This window comes from Brevibacillus composti (genome assembly GCF_016406105.1).
In the GTDB taxonomy this organism is placed as follows: domain Bacteria; phylum Bacillota; class Bacilli; order Brevibacillales; family Brevibacillaceae; genus Brevibacillus; species Brevibacillus composti.
Genome location: NZ_CP066308.1, coordinates 1,337,501 through 1,350,772, shown reverse-complemented (window position 1 = coordinate 1,350,772; position 13,272 = coordinate 1,337,501). Strand labels below are relative to the sequence as shown.

The window sequence follows — 13,272 nt, the reverse complement described above, 5'->3', positions numbered from 1 at the left end:
GTGAGCGAAAGGATGGGAAAATATGTTGGCTGAAGCGATTACATCAATCGAGCACGTAAACCGTGACGCCTTTTTTGATGCCATGCTGCAGCGCTTCTGCTCGGGAAGCGAAGAAAAGGTCCACTTTCTCCGCTTTGACTGCACTGCCGATGTCCGCCGCAATGGCATAGCCATACCCTTCGATAAACAGATGGCTGCCCAGCGGAATTACCTCGGGATCGACCGCGACAATGCCGACGCGAAGCGGTAGCTCCAGATACGACAAGGCCTCTGCCTTGTTTTCCGGATGGGTGTAGGCAGTCGTTTCCACCGTCAGTTTCTGGTTGAAGGAAAGGCCTGCGGGGGTCCTCTGCTCGTCTGTCTTTTTAAGTAAATGCAAGGCGGTATAGGTAGCAGCCTCTGCACGCGTGATGGCATGCTCCGGCTGGAGTTGACCGTTTTCATACGGACTGACCACCTGGTTTTGCAATGCATAGGCAAAGCTGCGCTGATAAGGCTTTTCGATGCTGCTGCCATCCGGGTAGGTCTGCAGGGTCTGGATCGCTGTCGACCACGGCAGGGCATTCACTTTGCCGCTGTCCCCTTTGGCGCGGATCAGCATCGTGACCATCTCTTCCCGCTGAACAGGCTGATTCGGGTGAAAATAAAGCTTTCCCTCCACCCACTCTCCGTCGATGATGCCCAGCCGGTACGCTGTCAAGGCGTAAGGAGCCAGCCAGTCATCCGAATGGACGTCGGCAAAAGGGGAGCTGCCTGTGCTCGGCTGCAGCTTTTTCGCTTTGACAAACATGGTGATCAGCTCTGCTTTGGTGACCTGGTCATCAGGCCGAAAAGCGGGGGAACTGCTGATTGCTTCTGCTATGTACAATTCTTGAATTTCTTTTTCTGCCCAGTGTCCGGCTACATCTGTGAATGTTGCAGGTTCTCGCATCGTCTCTGCCTCCGCCACCGGCGCGCCTGTCATCATGACGGCAGCCAGCGAGGCTAGAATCAGCATCTTTTTCATCATCAACCTCCTGTAGGAATAGCTGGAAATCTCTTGTACTATTCTAATGGAAAATATTCAGAAAACAACCCTCAATCCTTGGAAATCCCATAAAAAGGGCGTCCTCGCTGCAAATTGAAAGCACAGCCGGACGCCTATTCTACAATCCCCAAATAAAGCATGTCTTCTAGACCGATCTGCCCTGTCACCGGGAGCCCTTCGCTTTTTTGAAACCGATAGACCGCCCGCTCCGTCTGCTTGTCAAATTGGCCATTCACCCGGCCGTGGTAATAGCCGGCTGCCTTCAGCCGATTTTGCACCAGTTTGACCAGTGCGCCTCGTGACCCGGGGACCAAAATCCGATACGTGAGTCGCTCATGTCCCATGATCGGGCCGTCGATGATGACCTTGGTCCCTACCTTCACCTGCGGATACAGTTTCTCGATATCCCGATTTTTCATGCGAAAGCAGCCGTGGCTGACGTAGCGGCCAATAAACTCCGGCCGGTTGGTGCCGTGAATGCCGTACGTCCCCCACTCTACATTGATCCCGAGCCAGCGCGAGCCAAATCCGCCGCCCCAGTTGAGCGCTTTTTGATTGATCTGAAAGGAGCCCACGGGGGAAGGCGTATCGACGGCGCCGGGGGCGATCTTGTAGCTGGCGAGCTCTTCACCTGCTTCTGTTTTCAGATACAGTTTGTTTTGCCATAGGTTGATATACACGTAGACAGGCTCATCCCTTTGCTCCGCATGCACCGCGGACAGCGGGAGGATGAGCATAAGAATCATTGACAGAACAGATACTAATGCTTTCATCGTTGGCAATCGCTCCGTTTGCTGTCACTGGCTTCCCATCGTGTTTCGTTATTTGGCGAAAATATGCTTGCCGATCTTTTTGATCTGCGGCCTGGACCAAATCCATTTGGACGTGGCCGTGTGCGGATTAAAGTAGTACAAGGCGTTGCCGGTTGGGTCCCAGCCCCGCACCGCTTCATAGGCCGCACGGTAGGCGGTCTTACCTGGCGTCAGCCAGAACTGGCCGTCATCCACTGCCGTAAATGCGTAGGGTTGAAAGATGACCCCTGCGATGCTATTGGGAAAATCGCTGGAACGCAAACGGTTCATCGCGACTGCTGCCACGGCTACCTGCCCGACGTAAGGCTCCCCTCTCGCCTCCGAATAGACCAGTTGGGCCAGCAACTGCATTTCGGAGCGGTTCACCGAAACCCTTTTGAGCGTGCGCCATGTATGCTTCCCTGCCACCCCGTCTGCCGGCATTCCGTACTTTGCCTGGAATTTGCGGACGGCTTGTTTTGTTTTCGTCCCATAGATGCCATCCAAAGGAGCCTGGTACATTCCGAGTACCTGCAGGCGATATTGCAAATCCCATACGTCGCCGCCCTGGCTGCCCGGCTTGAGCAAGGGAGCCGCGGAAGCCGGAGCCGCCAGCAGGCTTGCGACCAGAAGCAGCAACATCAAGGTAATTCCTCTTTTTTGTGAAAACAAGCTGAATCCCCTCCTTCAAACACCCATTTTATCGAGTGAGGAAGAGCGGTTCAATTCGAGTTTTTTGGCATGTCTGCCAGCACGTTCCTGTTACCCTTTCGGCCGGAACAGTACCGCCGCAAAAAAGCCAAACACGATGGCGGACGATATCCCCGCGCTGGTCACTTCAAAAATCCCTGTAATCACGCCGACCAAGCCATGCTGCTCTGCTTCCGCCATAGCCCCGTGCACCAGCGCATTGCCAAAGCTGGTGATGGGTACCGTGGCACCTGCTCCGGCGAAATGGATGAGCGGATCATATAGGCCCAAACCATCCAGCACGGCTCCGGCTACCACCATCGAAGACATCGTGTGAGCGGGGGTTAACTTGACGACGTCGAGGAGAAACTGACCGATCAGGCAAATCGTTCCCCCCACCAAAAAAGCCCAAAGAAACGTCATGTTATCCCTCCTCTGCAGGCGGTGCTTCGATCGCGACCGCGTGCGCAATGCAGGGAATGCTCTCCCCTTGCTGATAGGAGATCGGCGACAGCAGGGCTCCCGTTGCAATCACCAGGATCCGCTTCCACTCGCCGGCCCTCATCCTGCGGAAGAGATGTCCGTATGTAACCGTTGCCACGCATCCGCAGCCGCTGCCCCCTGACCAGACCGCCGGGTGATCGCCGTAGACCAGCTTTCCGCAGTCGATGTACCGCTCGAGCGGAATGGCGACCTGATGCTGGGGCAACAGCTCCGAGAGGATCGCATGGCCCACTTTCCCCAAATCTCCGGTAACCACCAGATCATAATGATCGTGCGGAAGCTGCAAATCGCGGAAATGCGTCTCGATGGTGGAAAGCGCCGCGGGCGCCATGGCCGCCCCCATGTTAAAGGGATCGCTCAGCCCCATATCGACGATTTTGCCGATTGTCGCGGCCGTAATTTGCAGTCCGCTGCCCTGTTTGCCGATCACCGCCGCACCCGCTCCCGTCACCGTCCACTGAGCAGTCGGCGGCTTTTGTCCCCCGTACTCGGTGGGATAGCGGTACTGCTTTTCGGCTGCCCCGTTGTGGCTGCCTGTCGCCGCGATGACGTAATCGCTGGCGCCGCTTTCTACCAGCAATGCCCCCAGAGCTAGTCCCTCCATCGCCGTCGAACAGGCCCCGAACAGGCCCAGATACGGGATGCCCAGTGTCCGTGCCGAGAAGCTGGAAGTGATGATCTGGTTCATCAGATCTCCCGCCAATAAGACGTGGATCTGTTCCCGCTGCAGCCCGGCTTTCTCCAGAGCCTTGTCGCAGGCTTCCTCCAGCAGCACCTTCTCGGCCTTTTCCCAGCTGTCTTGCCCGATCATCAAATCCCCATGGGTAATGTCAAAATCTTCACCCAGCGGTCCCTTCGCCTCAAACGGGCCGCCGATGGCAGAGGAGGCCAGAATGACCGGTTTGGAAGGAAACACCCATGATTGATAACCTTGCCGCATGGTTTAGCCTCCCATCTTGAACAGTGTTTTCACGATCCCTACCACAAAGGCGGCAAACACGCCAAAGACGATCACAGAGCCTGCCAGCTTGAACATGTTTCCGCCTACGCCGAGGACAAAACCTTCGCTGCGATGCTCAATCGCGGCCGACGTGATCGAATTGGCGAATCCCGTCACGGGCACACTGGTGCCCGCCCCTGCCCATTGGGCGATTCTGTCGTACACGCCCAGCCCGGTCAGGAGAGCGGAAAGGAAGATTAAGACGGCGACGGTAGGGGCTGCTGCAGTCTTTTCCGTAAAGTCAAAATAACGAATAAACATCTCTTGAATCCCTTGTCCGATCAAACAAATCACGCCTCCCACCAAAAAAGCCCGGACAAAATTGCGCAGCAGCGGGCGGGGCGGCTCGTGGCGTTTGGCCAGTTGTTGATACTGCTGCTGTGCCAGGGTCAGCTTCTTCTTTTTTTGATCTGCCATCACCCTGCCTCCTTTCTTATTTCGTCAAGAGCGGCATCACTTGGTTTAACACTTTTTGCAGCAGTTCCGCATCTCGCTGGTACATCCGCTTTTGCTGCTCATTTTTGGTAGAGAGCGAAAACAGCTCGAGATCGGCCTGGCATTTTTTTAACTGCGCCCAGGTTAATTTCAAAGCCTGCGGCTCGGCCACCTTCAGCTTGTCGTCGTACAAATCGAGGTAGAGTTGACCTGCCCTGTCCACCTGTCCAAAATAGACATTCTCCAAGGCGACGCCCGCTTTTTCCAGCTCCATCCGCACCCATTGGCGATTCAGCCCGAGCGTCGAAAGCGGCTCATCCATAATGACGCCATCCAGAATCACAGCCTGCGGTTCTTCCGCAGGAGCTACATGGAGATTCAGATGCTGCGGTGTCACGGTCTGGTGCTGGGACTTCAGCAGCACGCTCAGTTCCCCATTGGTCTCCATGCAGGCGAATTCCACGTCAGCCAGGCGAAAGACATTCTTGATGCGCAGCTGCTCCAACAAGTCTTCATTGGTCAAGCGCTCTTTTTTTAAGTTGTCTTCCAATATCTTGCCGTCTTTGATCAATACAGTCGATTTCCCCTGGAAGAAGTCCCGCAGGGTCTTGCTCTTCAACGCCAGCCAATCGAAGGCGTACGGCACCAGGGCAAACACCGCCATGGCGATCAGGCTGTGGTATACCGGGCCGTCCATCTCTGTCGCCATATAGGCGGCGATCGAACCGATCGTGATCCCGACGATGTATTCAATGTACGTCAACTGCTTGATCTGTCTTTTGCCAATCATCTTGGTCAGGATAAACAGATAAGCGACTGCCCCTAATGAGCGTAAGGCGATATGCAACCAATCGGGCAATTGAGAACCCTCCTGCTGATGTACTGAAAAAGGGAGAGAGAAGCCCTCTCTCCGTGACTCCTTTTTAGAAACCCTTGTACTGCGGCTCTTCATTTTCCAACTCGGTTACGCGCTGCTGCAAGTTGGTCACAATCGCCTGGGTTTGCTTAGCGGCGTCCGCATACAGTTGCTTGGCCTGCTTGTTTTGCGTGTTCAGGGCAAATGTTTCCAGATTGGCTTGGGCGCCCTTCAAGCTGGCGAGTGTTTGTTTGACTTGTGATGCAACGGTCATGTTCTTCACCTCCTAGCACCTATAGAATCACCCAAGCACAGTTATTTAATCCCGCGCTTATCAAAAAACGTCTGTATATTTTTTACAGCTGGCAACAAAAAAGGAAAGACACCGTTTCGGGTGTCTTTCCACATCCAACCTATTCGGTTATCCGCGACCAGCCAGTTGTTGCTCAGCGAAAGAAACGAGACGCTTGGTGATTTCTCCCCCAACAGAACCGTTTTGACGGGAAGTGGTGTCGGCACCCAGTTGTACACCGAACTCTGCAGCAATTTCATATTTCAATTGGTCCAGAGCTTGGTTGGCTTGAGGTACCAGAAGGTTGTTACGGGAACCGCTGTTTGGCATTTGTAATCACCTCCTCGTTGGTTGTAAGTTTAATATGTCTGAAGCTCCAGCCTTTCATTCATCGCGACTTCCCTGTTTTCACTGGCAATTTATAGTCTTATAGCTGGAGCAGATATCTGGCGATTCTCTCCGAGGCATCCGGTTTTCCTAGCTGGCTCATCCTCCCGATGATCTCCTCCCGCTCTTCGGCTGACGTCCGCAGCCTGCCCACCAACTCTCCGACCTGATCAGCTTGTCCCGCAAACAGAGCGGCTTGCTGCTGCACGAGAAACGAGACATTCCGCTGCTCCTGACCGGGCAGCGGCTGGTACAGAATGAGCGGCGTGCGGAGAGCGAGCGCCTCTGCACAGCTGATGCCACCGGGCTTGGTAATGAAGAGATCCGCTGCGGCCATCCACTCCCAGATCGCCGGCTCATAGCCGCGAATGACCAATGCGTGACCCGTCCGGTTCGGCAGCTCGGGGACCAATCGGGACAGCCGCTCCCGCAGCGCTTGATTCCGTCCCGTGACGACGACGATCTGGAGAGGGTCTGTTTCCGCGACCAGTCCTCGCAGCACCTGCTCCATCGCCCCGTATCCACCTTCGCCTCCGCAAAGTAAAACAGTAAATAGCTGCGGCTGCAGCCCCAGCTTCTGTTTCCACTGCACTTTTTCATATTCGGTGAAAGTCTGAAACTTTCGGCGGATGGGGATGCCCGCTTCCAGAATGGATACATGCTCCAGTCCGGCGTGCACGCGTATCTGTTCGGCCAACTGCGGGTGGGCGACGGCGTAGAGATCCGCCCCAGGATGAACCCAAAAATGATGGAAGCAATAATCCGTCGGGATCCCTACTAACGAAAACGGTTTGGATGCTTTCCGCTTCGCTTCCGCAAGTGCGGCGAAACAATAGGCATGCGTCGCGACGACGATATCGGGCCTCTCCTGTTCAATCAGACGGGTGACCAGCCTGCGGGACAGCCAGATGCCCAGCGGTTTTTTCAGGGCTGCCGCCCACTTGTGGTCGCGCTCATGCAGGCGTTGCCAGATGGAGGGACGGTAGCGGAGGATATTCAGATAAAAAAAACGGGATACTTCCCGCAGCATGGGGCTGGCTGTCTGCAATCCCATCACGATCTTGACCTCTGTATCCGGTTGTATCTCCCGCAAGGCATCGGCCAGAGCTTCGGCCGCCATCCGGTGTCCGCTGCCCGCCCATTCCTCGGTTACGAGCAAGATCCTCTTGCGGTTCACCGGGTATCACCCGCCGATTCCGGCTGTGCTGGCAGGTACCTTCGCAGCAGTTCCTCCTTCGACATGTAGACGCGCTTCAACGGCATTTCATGGTTCAACGTTTTCATTCGGCCTTTTCCGTCGGGATGAATCATCCGCAGCATCAGCTTCAGATACCAGCGCTTGTATCGAAAAAACAAGCCCATGGGCACATCGGAAATGGAAAAGCCTAAGGGCTCCACTCCTTTGTTCAGCATGGTCGTGCCCACGATGCCTTTGATTTTATCGCGCTCTTCCATCCGATTCAGATAAGCGGCCAGCTGCGGCAAGGAATGGAGGATTTGCTGACGGAGCAGGAGAGCGACTCGCAGATCATCGCGCAATCCCCGGCAGAGCGTCGCAAAGTAGTAATTATGAATATGGAGCTTCAGGATCAGATCGCCCTTGTCGATTACACGGTTATCGGATGTGAATAGCGGCTCTCCGCGGTAACGCATTCGGACGATGCGGAAAATATTATTGCCCTTCTCGATATACCTGAGCCTGGTGCAGCGTTGATAGATGTTGTCCCATATCCCCCACAATATCAAGAGGTCCGTGTTCATCTTCACAATCGGTTCCTTTCCTGCATGTGTTGTCCTTTTACTTGTAGTATGCCCCAACCTGTTCACGGGAAACACGACGGTCCTGGGCGGAAGTCGATTTTCTCTCCTCTGCCTACTCCATCGCCCTGCGATAGCGGCCCCATCCCACCACGCCGACAGCGGCCAAAAAGGGTATCCACGAATGGTTCCACAACAGGGGATTTAGTACTTTCCACACATACGGGTCCTCCAAAATCATCTCGGCTGCGGTATAGACCAGGACGCCCCCGCCCAGCAGTGCCAGGCTGGGAAAGCGATTCAACAAACGGGCCACGAAAGCGCTGCCCCACATCAACAAAGGAATGCTGAGCCCCAGGCCGATGATGATCAGCAGCCAGTCGCCGTCTGCCGCCCCCCCCACCGCGAGCACATTGTCCAGACTCATGACGAAGTCGGCCAGGATAATCGTCTTGATCGCCTGCCCGATATTGCCGTGCGGAGAGACTTCGGTCGTTTCCTCCGGTTCTCCGTACATCAGTTTCCAGGCGATCCACAGCAAGAGCAAGCCGCCGATTGCTTTGACCAGCGGGATTTCCAGCATCCAGGCCGTCAAGCCGGTCAGAAGGATACGCAGCAGAATCGCTCCGAGCGATCCGATATAAATCGCCCTTTTTCGCTCTTTGGGCGGCAAGCCGCGGCAAGCCATTCCGATGACGACCGCATTGTCCCCGCTCAGCACGAGATCTATGAGAAAGATTTGCAGAAATCCAATCCAAAATTGCCCGTCCATCGCTCCCCCTGTTCCCCTCATCCGTTTGTCCTTCTTACTCTATGCGGGTGCTTGTTCACACATGAACCTTTTTCTATTCGAAAAAGGACGAGAAACTGCAGATTTTGTTGAAAGAAAATTGCCAATAAAAGAAAATTCGACCCTGAATATAGGAGATATATACCTTGTTTTTCATGCCTTGCTTCCGTACGATAATCAATGGGGTGGGATAAGGTATGGTGGAAACTGTCTCTCTAAACCTTCAAAAGCAAATTGTTTCGCAAAAGATTTTGGACATGGTTCCCATGATCACGACACTGTGGCTGCAGGAAATCGCTTTGAGCATGGAAACGCAATTGACGATTCCTCGCGATTTTGCTGAAAAGCGTACAGTCCTCCTCGCCCGCTATTTAGTGGAAAATGTCGAGGAAGACATGCAGAACTGGTCGCTTGATATGGGAGAATGGCTTCGGGCGCAAGAGTACCCCTTTTCGTCCATTTTGCGGGCCTATCAGCTGTATCGAAATGTGTTCTGGCGCGTGATCCGCCCTGAGATGAACAGATGGTCAGTCACTCCGGAACAGATGCTCTATTTGGAAGCGCAGCTGGGCAAGGCTATGGATGAAAGTGTTTTTTGGGCTGTTTACCATTTTGAACAAATGATGAATAGAGAATTGGTGCAAAAGGAAGAAACGATCTCGTTTCTACACAATGACAAATTGACCATGCTGGGGAAAATCGCCGCCAACATGGCCCATGAGCTTCGCAATCCCTTGTGCGCCATCGAGGGTTTTTTGAAACTGATCGCGGAATCTACTCGCAACCAGGACAAGCTCCAATCGTATATTCAAGTGGTCATGCATGAATTTGAAAACCTTCACCGGCAAATTACCGGATTTCTCAGCTTTTCGAAAAAACCCATCCTCGACGAGATTTATAAAACCGTCGATCTGGAGCATCTTTTGCTCGAGGTGGAGTTGTTGATCACACCGCGGCTTCTTGCGGAAAACATCTATTTTGAAAAGGACATCCGCCCCTGCCTGTTTAACTGCTACGAGGAAGGCTTTAAGCAGGTCGTGGTCAATCTATTGACGAATGCCATTGACGCTGTGCAGGGAAGACCGGAGAAAATGATTCGCATTACCTCTTTCTGCGACGAGAGCACGGTCACCCTGACGGTGGAAAACAACGGAGAAATGATTCCGGCCGACATCGTAGAAAGCCTCTTTCAGCCCTTTTTCACGACCAAACAAAACGGTACCGGGATTGGACTGTCGATTTGCAAGAACATTATCGAGAAGCATAATGGTACGATTTCCTGCGAATCCTCACAAAATTCGACCCGATTTATCGTCACCTTGCCTTTGGTCTAGCATGCGGCAGCTACTTGCTCTATGGGATAACCTGGCTTCGCCAACCTTTTGGCGAAGCCTTTGTTTAAATAGACAGGGAGCCTCGAGTTTGCTCGCTCTGTTCACATTTACCCGGTGTACGGTCTTCTCGAATCCAATAAAAAATGCCCTCTGATCAGCCAGAGGGCGAGGCAAGAGATCCGTTTACCCGCAGGGTAAGCGATCTAGTCCTTACTCTACACAAAAACATATGTTTCTACTACCTATATCTTTGCAGCTTTTTTCGACAATCCGGCGGAAAACCGGAATCTTGTCGATCTATGCCGTTGATTTAGGGCTATAGTCCCACCCATCATTCGACGCCAACTGCGGACCTTCGGACATCAGGAGGGCAACAGAGGACGGGAAGCCTATCGCAGCAAGGGCTGATCGGATGAGGGCTGTTGATGAAAAACCAAAAAAGCAGATACCCGCAGGTATCTGCTTTTTTATAGATGGAGCGGGTGATGGGAATCGAACCCACGCGACCAGCTTGGAAGGCTGGAGTTCTACCATTGAACTACACCCGCAAATTTTAGATGGTACCGAGGACCGGGCTTGAACCGGTACGGGAGATACTCCCGACAGATTTTAAGTCTGTTGCGTCTGCCAATTCCGCCACCCCGGCAAAATCGTGGTCGGGAAGACAGGATTCGAACCTGCGACCCCTTGGTCCCAAGCCAAGTACTCTACCAAGCTGAGCTACTTCCCGATATCCAATTGTAAGAAATCAAACCCTTCTCATCTTGTGCCGTCAGGTTTGATAAAAAATGGCGTGCCCTGAGAGATTCGAACTCCCGACCTTTTGATTCGTAGTCAAACGCTCTATCCAGCTGAGCTAAGGGCACGTATATAAAGGAAATGGAGCGGACGACGGGTCTCGCTTCCACTGGCGAAACGACGTCGCTCTGCTTCTATGCGCTGCCAGATCTGAGGCACCCGAGCGTTTCTCCCTTGGTTTCCGCCGAGGGTGAACCCGGTACGGGTGAGAGACCAGCAAAGCATCTATGGAGCGGACGACGGGTCTCGAACCCGCGACCTTCGCCTTGGCAAGGCGACGCTCTACCAATTGAGCTACGTCCGCATTCATTAGAGTTTCCCCGAAAAGCACTCAACGCATGCCGCTAAGTCCGCTTTTCTCTTTCGGGAAAATATGGTGCGGTCGAGAGGACTTGAACCTCCACGGTGTTGCCACCACTAGAACCTGAATCTAGCGCGTCTGCCAATTCCGCCACGACCGCATATGGTGTTGATAAAAACTGGTGAGCCATGAAGGACTCGAACCTTCGACCCTCTGATTAAAAGTCAGATGCTCTACCAACTGAGCTAATGGCTCATACAACTGGTGGGGAGAGACGGATTCGAACCGCCGAACCCAGAGGGAGCAGATTTACAGTCTGCCGCGTTTAGCCACTTCGCTATCTCCCCAGTTATATGGTGGTGCCGGCGATAGGACTTGAACCCACAACCCCCTGATTACAAGTCAGGTGCTCTACCAATTGAGCTACACCGGCAATTTTTTTGATCAAAAATGGCGGAGCTGACGGGACTCGAACCCGCGACCTCCGGTGTGACAGACCGGCGTGAACTCCAACTTCACCACAGCTCCATTTTTGGGTTGAATAGTAGTACAAGTAGATTTGGTTGCGGGAGCAGGATTTGAACCTGCGACCTTCGGGTTATGAGCCCGACGAGCTGCCAGACTGCTCCATCCCGCGACGATTATGATGGATGAGTATCAGCATTGCCACAGAACGTGGCGCTTGACCATCCTTGTAAATGGTGGAGGCTGACGGGATCGCTTCCACTTGCGACACTGCGTCGAATCATCTTCGCAAGCGAGCAAGATCTGAAGTGCCCGAGCAATGCTCCTCGTTCTTCATCGAGGGTGAACCGGTACGGGAGATCCCGTTTCCGATCGCCGCGAATAAGAACATGGTGGAGGCTGACGGGATCGAACCGCCGACCCTCTGCTTGTAAGGCAGATGCTCTCCCAGCTGAGCTAAGCCTCCAGATGCCCCTCAAGGGTCCCCGCAAAGTACTCGGTGATGCTACAAAGCATTCACTTCACTTTGCGGGGTAGTATGGTGACCCGTAGGGGATTCGAACCCCTGTATGACAGCGTGAAAGGCTGCTGTGTTAAACCGCTTCACCAACGGGCCATCTTACATGGTGCTCCCGACAGGAATCGAACCTGCGACCTCTTCCTTACCATGGAAACGCTCTACCTACTGAGCTACAGGAGCAAGTGATATGGCTCCTCGGGAGGGACTCGAACCCCCGACCGATCGGTTAACAGCCGATTGCTCTACCAACTGAGCTACCGAGGAACAATATGTACGGAACGAAAAACAGCAAGTGCTCTTCGCGCCTTCAAAACTGGATCTGCATGCTTTGCTAAGCGATTGGTTGTGGATAAGTCCTCGACCGATTAGTATTCGTCAGCTCCACGCGTTGCCGCGCTTCCACACCGAACCTATCAACCTCATCGTCTATGAGGGGTCTTACCAGCTTAACGCTGTGGGAAGTCTCATCTTGGAGGGGGCTTCACGCTTAGATGCTTTCAGCGCTTATCCCTTCCGCACATAGCTACCCAGCTGTGCCACTGGCGTGACAACTGGTGCACCAGCGGTGCGTCCATCCCGGTCCTCTCGTACTAAGGACAGCTCTCCTCAAACTTCCTACGCCCGCGACAGATAGGGACCGAACTGTCTCACGACGTTCTGAACCCAGCTCGCGTACCGCTTTAATGGGCGAACAGCCCAACCCTTGGGACCTACTTCAGCCCCAGGATGCGATGAGCCGACATCGAGGTGCCAAACCTCCCCGTCGATGTGGACTCTTGGGGGAGATAAGCCTGTTATCCCCAGGGTAGCTTTTATCCGTTGAGCGATGGCCCTTCCATGCGGAACCACCGGATCACTAAGCCCGACTTTCGTCCCTGCTCGACTTGTAGGTCTCGCAGTCAAGCTCCCTTCTGCCTTTACACTCTACGAATGATTTCCGACCATTCTGAGGGAACCTTTGGGCGCCTCCGTTACCTTTTAGGAGGCGACCGCCCCAGTCAAACTGCCCACCTGGCATGGTCCTCTCGCCCGATCAGGGCGACGAGTTAGAAACTCCGTACATCAAGGGTGGTATCCCACCGACAGCTCCACAGAGGCTGGCGCCCCTGCTTCTCAGCTTCCCACCTATCCTGTACATGATGCACAAAGTTCCAATACCAGGCTACAGTAAAGCTCCATGGGGTCTTTCCGTCTTGTCGCGGGTAACCTGCATCTTCACAGGTATTATGATTTCACCGGGTCTCTTGCCGAGACAGCGCCCAAGTCGTTACGCCTTTCGTGCGGGTCGGAACTTACCCGACAAGGAATTTCGCTACCTTAGGAC

At 53.9% G+C, this 13,272-nt stretch carries 13 protein-coding genes, 15 tRNA genes and 1 rRNA gene (1 of these 29 running past the window's edge); 1 reads left to right on the top strand and 28 read right to left on the bottom strand.

Translation table 11 applies throughout. The annotated features are described in order from the left end of the window. Positions 1–43: 43 nt before the first annotated feature. From JD108_RS06960 to JD108_RS06905, 12 genes are all read right to left on the bottom strand, one after another. Entirely contained in the window at positions 44–1,009 is a 966-nt protein-coding gene (locus tag JD108_RS06960) for an S-layer homology domain-containing protein (protein ID WP_228728337.1), read from the bottom strand. 131 nt (positions 1,010–1,140) lie between these two features. Beyond that, positions 1,141–1,800 (bottom strand): L,D-transpeptidase family protein, encoded by a 660-nt coding sequence (locus tag JD108_RS06955; protein ID WP_198829138.1) that lies wholly within the window; start codon positions 1,798–1,800, stop codon positions 1,141–1,143. A 48-nt stretch (positions 1,801–1,848) separates the two neighbouring features. After that, positions 1,849–2,460, bottom strand: a complete 612-nt coding sequence (gene sleB, locus JD108_RS06950) for a spore cortex-lytic enzyme (RefSeq protein WP_198830017.1) — start codon at positions 2,458–2,460, stop codon at positions 1,849–1,851. Positions 2,461–2,580: 120 nt separating this feature from the next. Beyond that, on the bottom strand, positions 2,581–2,931 hold the full coding sequence (gene spoVAE / locus JD108_RS06945) for a stage V sporulation protein AE (RefSeq protein ID WP_198829137.1): 351 nt from the start codon (positions 2,929–2,931) through the stop codon (positions 2,581–2,583). 1 nt (position 2,932) lies between these two features. Then, positions 2,933–3,952: a stage V sporulation protein AD gene (gene spoVAD, locus JD108_RS06940; RefSeq protein WP_198829136.1), complete on the bottom strand. Its 1,020-nt coding sequence runs from the start codon at positions 3,950–3,952 to the stop codon at positions 2,933–2,935. Between the two features lie 3 nt (positions 3,953–3,955). Further along, positions 3,956–4,429 carry a stage V sporulation protein AC gene (spoVAC, locus tag JD108_RS06935; RefSeq protein WP_198829135.1) on the bottom strand — a complete coding sequence of 158 codons (474 nt, stop codon included), beginning with the start codon at positions 4,427–4,429 and terminating at the stop codon, positions 3,956–3,958. Between the two features lie 16 nt (positions 4,430–4,445). Beyond that, positions 4,446–5,306 (bottom strand): DUF421 domain-containing protein, encoded by an 861-nt coding sequence (locus JD108_RS06930; protein WP_198829134.1) that lies wholly within the window; start codon positions 5,304–5,306, stop codon positions 4,446–4,448. A 64-nt stretch (positions 5,307–5,370) separates the two neighbouring features. Further along, the gene (locus tag JD108_RS06925; RefSeq protein ID WP_198829133.1) at positions 5,371–5,577 is read right to left on the bottom strand and encodes a DUF1657 domain-containing protein; all 207 of its coding nucleotides are present in this window, start codon (positions 5,575–5,577) and stop codon (positions 5,371–5,373) included. 147 nt (positions 5,578–5,724) lie between these two features. Next, positions 5,725–5,925, bottom strand: coding sequence for an alpha/beta-type small acid-soluble spore protein (locus JD108_RS06920; RefSeq protein ID WP_198829132.1), 201 nt, complete (start codon positions 5,923–5,925; stop codon positions 5,725–5,727). A 97-nt stretch (positions 5,926–6,022) separates the two neighbouring features. Continuing rightward, complete coding sequence (locus JD108_RS06915; protein ID WP_228728335.1) at positions 6,023–7,159, bottom strand: MGDG synthase family glycosyltransferase; 1,137 nt, start codon at positions 7,157–7,159, stop codon at positions 6,023–6,025. Beyond that, positions 7,156–7,743, bottom strand: a complete 588-nt coding sequence (locus tag JD108_RS06910; protein WP_198830015.1) for a YkoP family protein — start codon at positions 7,741–7,743, stop codon at positions 7,156–7,158. Before JD108_RS06910 ends, JD108_RS06915 begins: the two co-directional genes overlap by 4 nt. Before the next feature lie 112 nt (positions 7,744–7,855). After that, positions 7,856–8,512: a TerC family protein gene (locus JD108_RS06905; protein ID WP_198829131.1), complete on the bottom strand. Its 657-nt coding sequence runs from the start codon at positions 8,510–8,512 to the stop codon at positions 7,856–7,858. Positions 8,513–8,727: 215 nt separating this feature from the next. Here JD108_RS06905 and JD108_RS06900 point away from each other — a divergent pair, with 215 nt between their 5' ends. Next, positions 8,728–9,864 (top strand): sensor histidine kinase, encoded by a 1,137-nt coding sequence (locus JD108_RS06900; protein WP_198829130.1) that lies wholly within the window; start codon positions 8,728–8,730, stop codon positions 9,862–9,864. 474 nt (positions 9,865–10,338) lie between these two features. Here JD108_RS06900 and JD108_RS06895 read toward each other — a convergent pair. The 16 genes from JD108_RS06895 to JD108_RS06820 form a co-directional block, all read right to left on the bottom strand. Beyond that, positions 10,339–10,412 (bottom strand) — tRNA-Gly (locus JD108_RS06895). Positions 10,413–10,422: 10 nt separating this feature from the next. Continuing rightward, positions 10,423–10,510, bottom strand: a tRNA-Leu gene (locus JD108_RS06890). 7 nt (positions 10,511–10,517) lie between these two features. Then, positions 10,518–10,594 (bottom strand) — tRNA-Pro (locus JD108_RS06885). Between the two features lie 59 nt (positions 10,595–10,653). Further along, a tRNA-Arg gene (locus tag JD108_RS06880) sits at positions 10,654–10,730 on the bottom strand. 160 nt (positions 10,731–10,890) lie between these two features. Next, a tRNA-Gly gene (locus JD108_RS06875) sits at positions 10,891–10,966 on the bottom strand. Between the two features lie 70 nt (positions 10,967–11,036). Next, positions 11,037–11,123 (bottom strand) — tRNA-Leu (locus JD108_RS06870). A 19-nt stretch (positions 11,124–11,142) separates the two neighbouring features. Continuing rightward, positions 11,143–11,218 (bottom strand) — tRNA-Lys (locus JD108_RS06865). Between the two features lie 7 nt (positions 11,219–11,225). After that, positions 11,226–11,310: transfer RNA gene (locus JD108_RS06860), tRNA-Tyr, on the bottom strand. Positions 11,311–11,320: 10 nt separating this feature from the next. After that, a tRNA-Thr gene (locus tag JD108_RS06855) sits at positions 11,321–11,396 on the bottom strand. Between the two features lie 18 nt (positions 11,397–11,414). Continuing rightward, a tRNA-Asp gene (locus tag JD108_RS06850) sits at positions 11,415–11,491 on the bottom strand. 32 nt (positions 11,492–11,523) lie between these two features. Beyond that, positions 11,524–11,600 (bottom strand) — tRNA-Met (locus tag JD108_RS06845). A gap of 218 nt (positions 11,601–11,818) precedes the next feature. Then, a tRNA-Val gene (locus JD108_RS06840) sits at positions 11,819–11,894 on the bottom strand. A 73-nt stretch (positions 11,895–11,967) separates the two neighbouring features. Further along, positions 11,968–12,044, bottom strand: a tRNA-Glu gene (locus JD108_RS06835). Positions 12,045–12,052: 8 nt separating this feature from the next. After that, positions 12,053–12,128: transfer RNA gene (locus JD108_RS06830), tRNA-Thr, on the bottom strand. 8 nt (positions 12,129–12,136) lie between these two features. Next, a tRNA-Asn gene (locus JD108_RS06825) sits at positions 12,137–12,212 on the bottom strand. 81 nt (positions 12,213–12,293) lie between these two features. Continuing rightward, positions 12,294–13,272 (bottom strand): 23S ribosomal RNA (locus JD108_RS06820) (it continues 2,078 nt past the right edge of the window).

Excerpts from the sequence above, each read along its gene's own strand:
- spoVAE (WP_198829137.1), bottom strand. The coding sequence starts at position 2,931 with ATGACGTTTCTTTGGGCTTTTTTGGTGGGGGGAACGATTTGCCTGATC.
- JD108_RS06955 (WP_198829138.1), bottom strand. The coding sequence starts at position 1,800 with ATGAAAGCATTAGTATCTGTTCTGTCAATGATTCTTATGCTCATCCTC.
- sleB (WP_198830017.1), bottom strand. The coding sequence starts at position 2,460 with ATGTTGCTGCTTCTGGTCGCAAGCCTGCTGGCGGCTCCGGCTTCCGCG.
- spoVAC (WP_198829135.1), bottom strand. The coding sequence starts at position 4,429 with ATGGCAGATCAAAAAAAGAAGAAGCTGACCCTGGCACAGCAGCAGTAT.
- JD108_RS06925 (WP_198829133.1), bottom strand. The coding sequence starts at position 5,577 with ATGACCGTTGCATCACAAGTCAAACAAACACTCGCCAGCTTGAAGGGC.
- JD108_RS06905 (WP_198829131.1), bottom strand. The coding sequence starts at position 8,512 with ATGGACGGGCAATTTTGGATTGGATTTCTGCAAATCTTTCTCATAGAT.
- JD108_RS06910 (WP_198830015.1), bottom strand. The coding sequence starts at position 7,743 with ATGAACACGGACCTCTTGATATTGTGGGGGATATGGGACAACATCTAT.
- JD108_RS06900 (WP_198829130.1), top strand. The coding sequence starts at position 8,728 with ATGGTGGAAACTGTCTCTCTAAACCTTCAAAAGCAAATTGTTTCGCAA.
- JD108_RS06960 (WP_228728337.1), bottom strand. The coding sequence starts at position 1,009 with ATGATGAAAAAGATGCTGATTCTAGCCTCGCTGGCTGCCGTCATGATG.
- spoVAD (WP_198829136.1), bottom strand. The coding sequence starts at position 3,952 with ATGCGGCAAGGTTATCAATCATGGGTGTTTCCTTCCAAACCGGTCATT.
- JD108_RS06920 (WP_198829132.1), bottom strand. The coding sequence starts at position 5,925 with ATGCCAAACAGCGGTTCCCGTAACAACCTTCTGGTACCTCAAGCCAAC.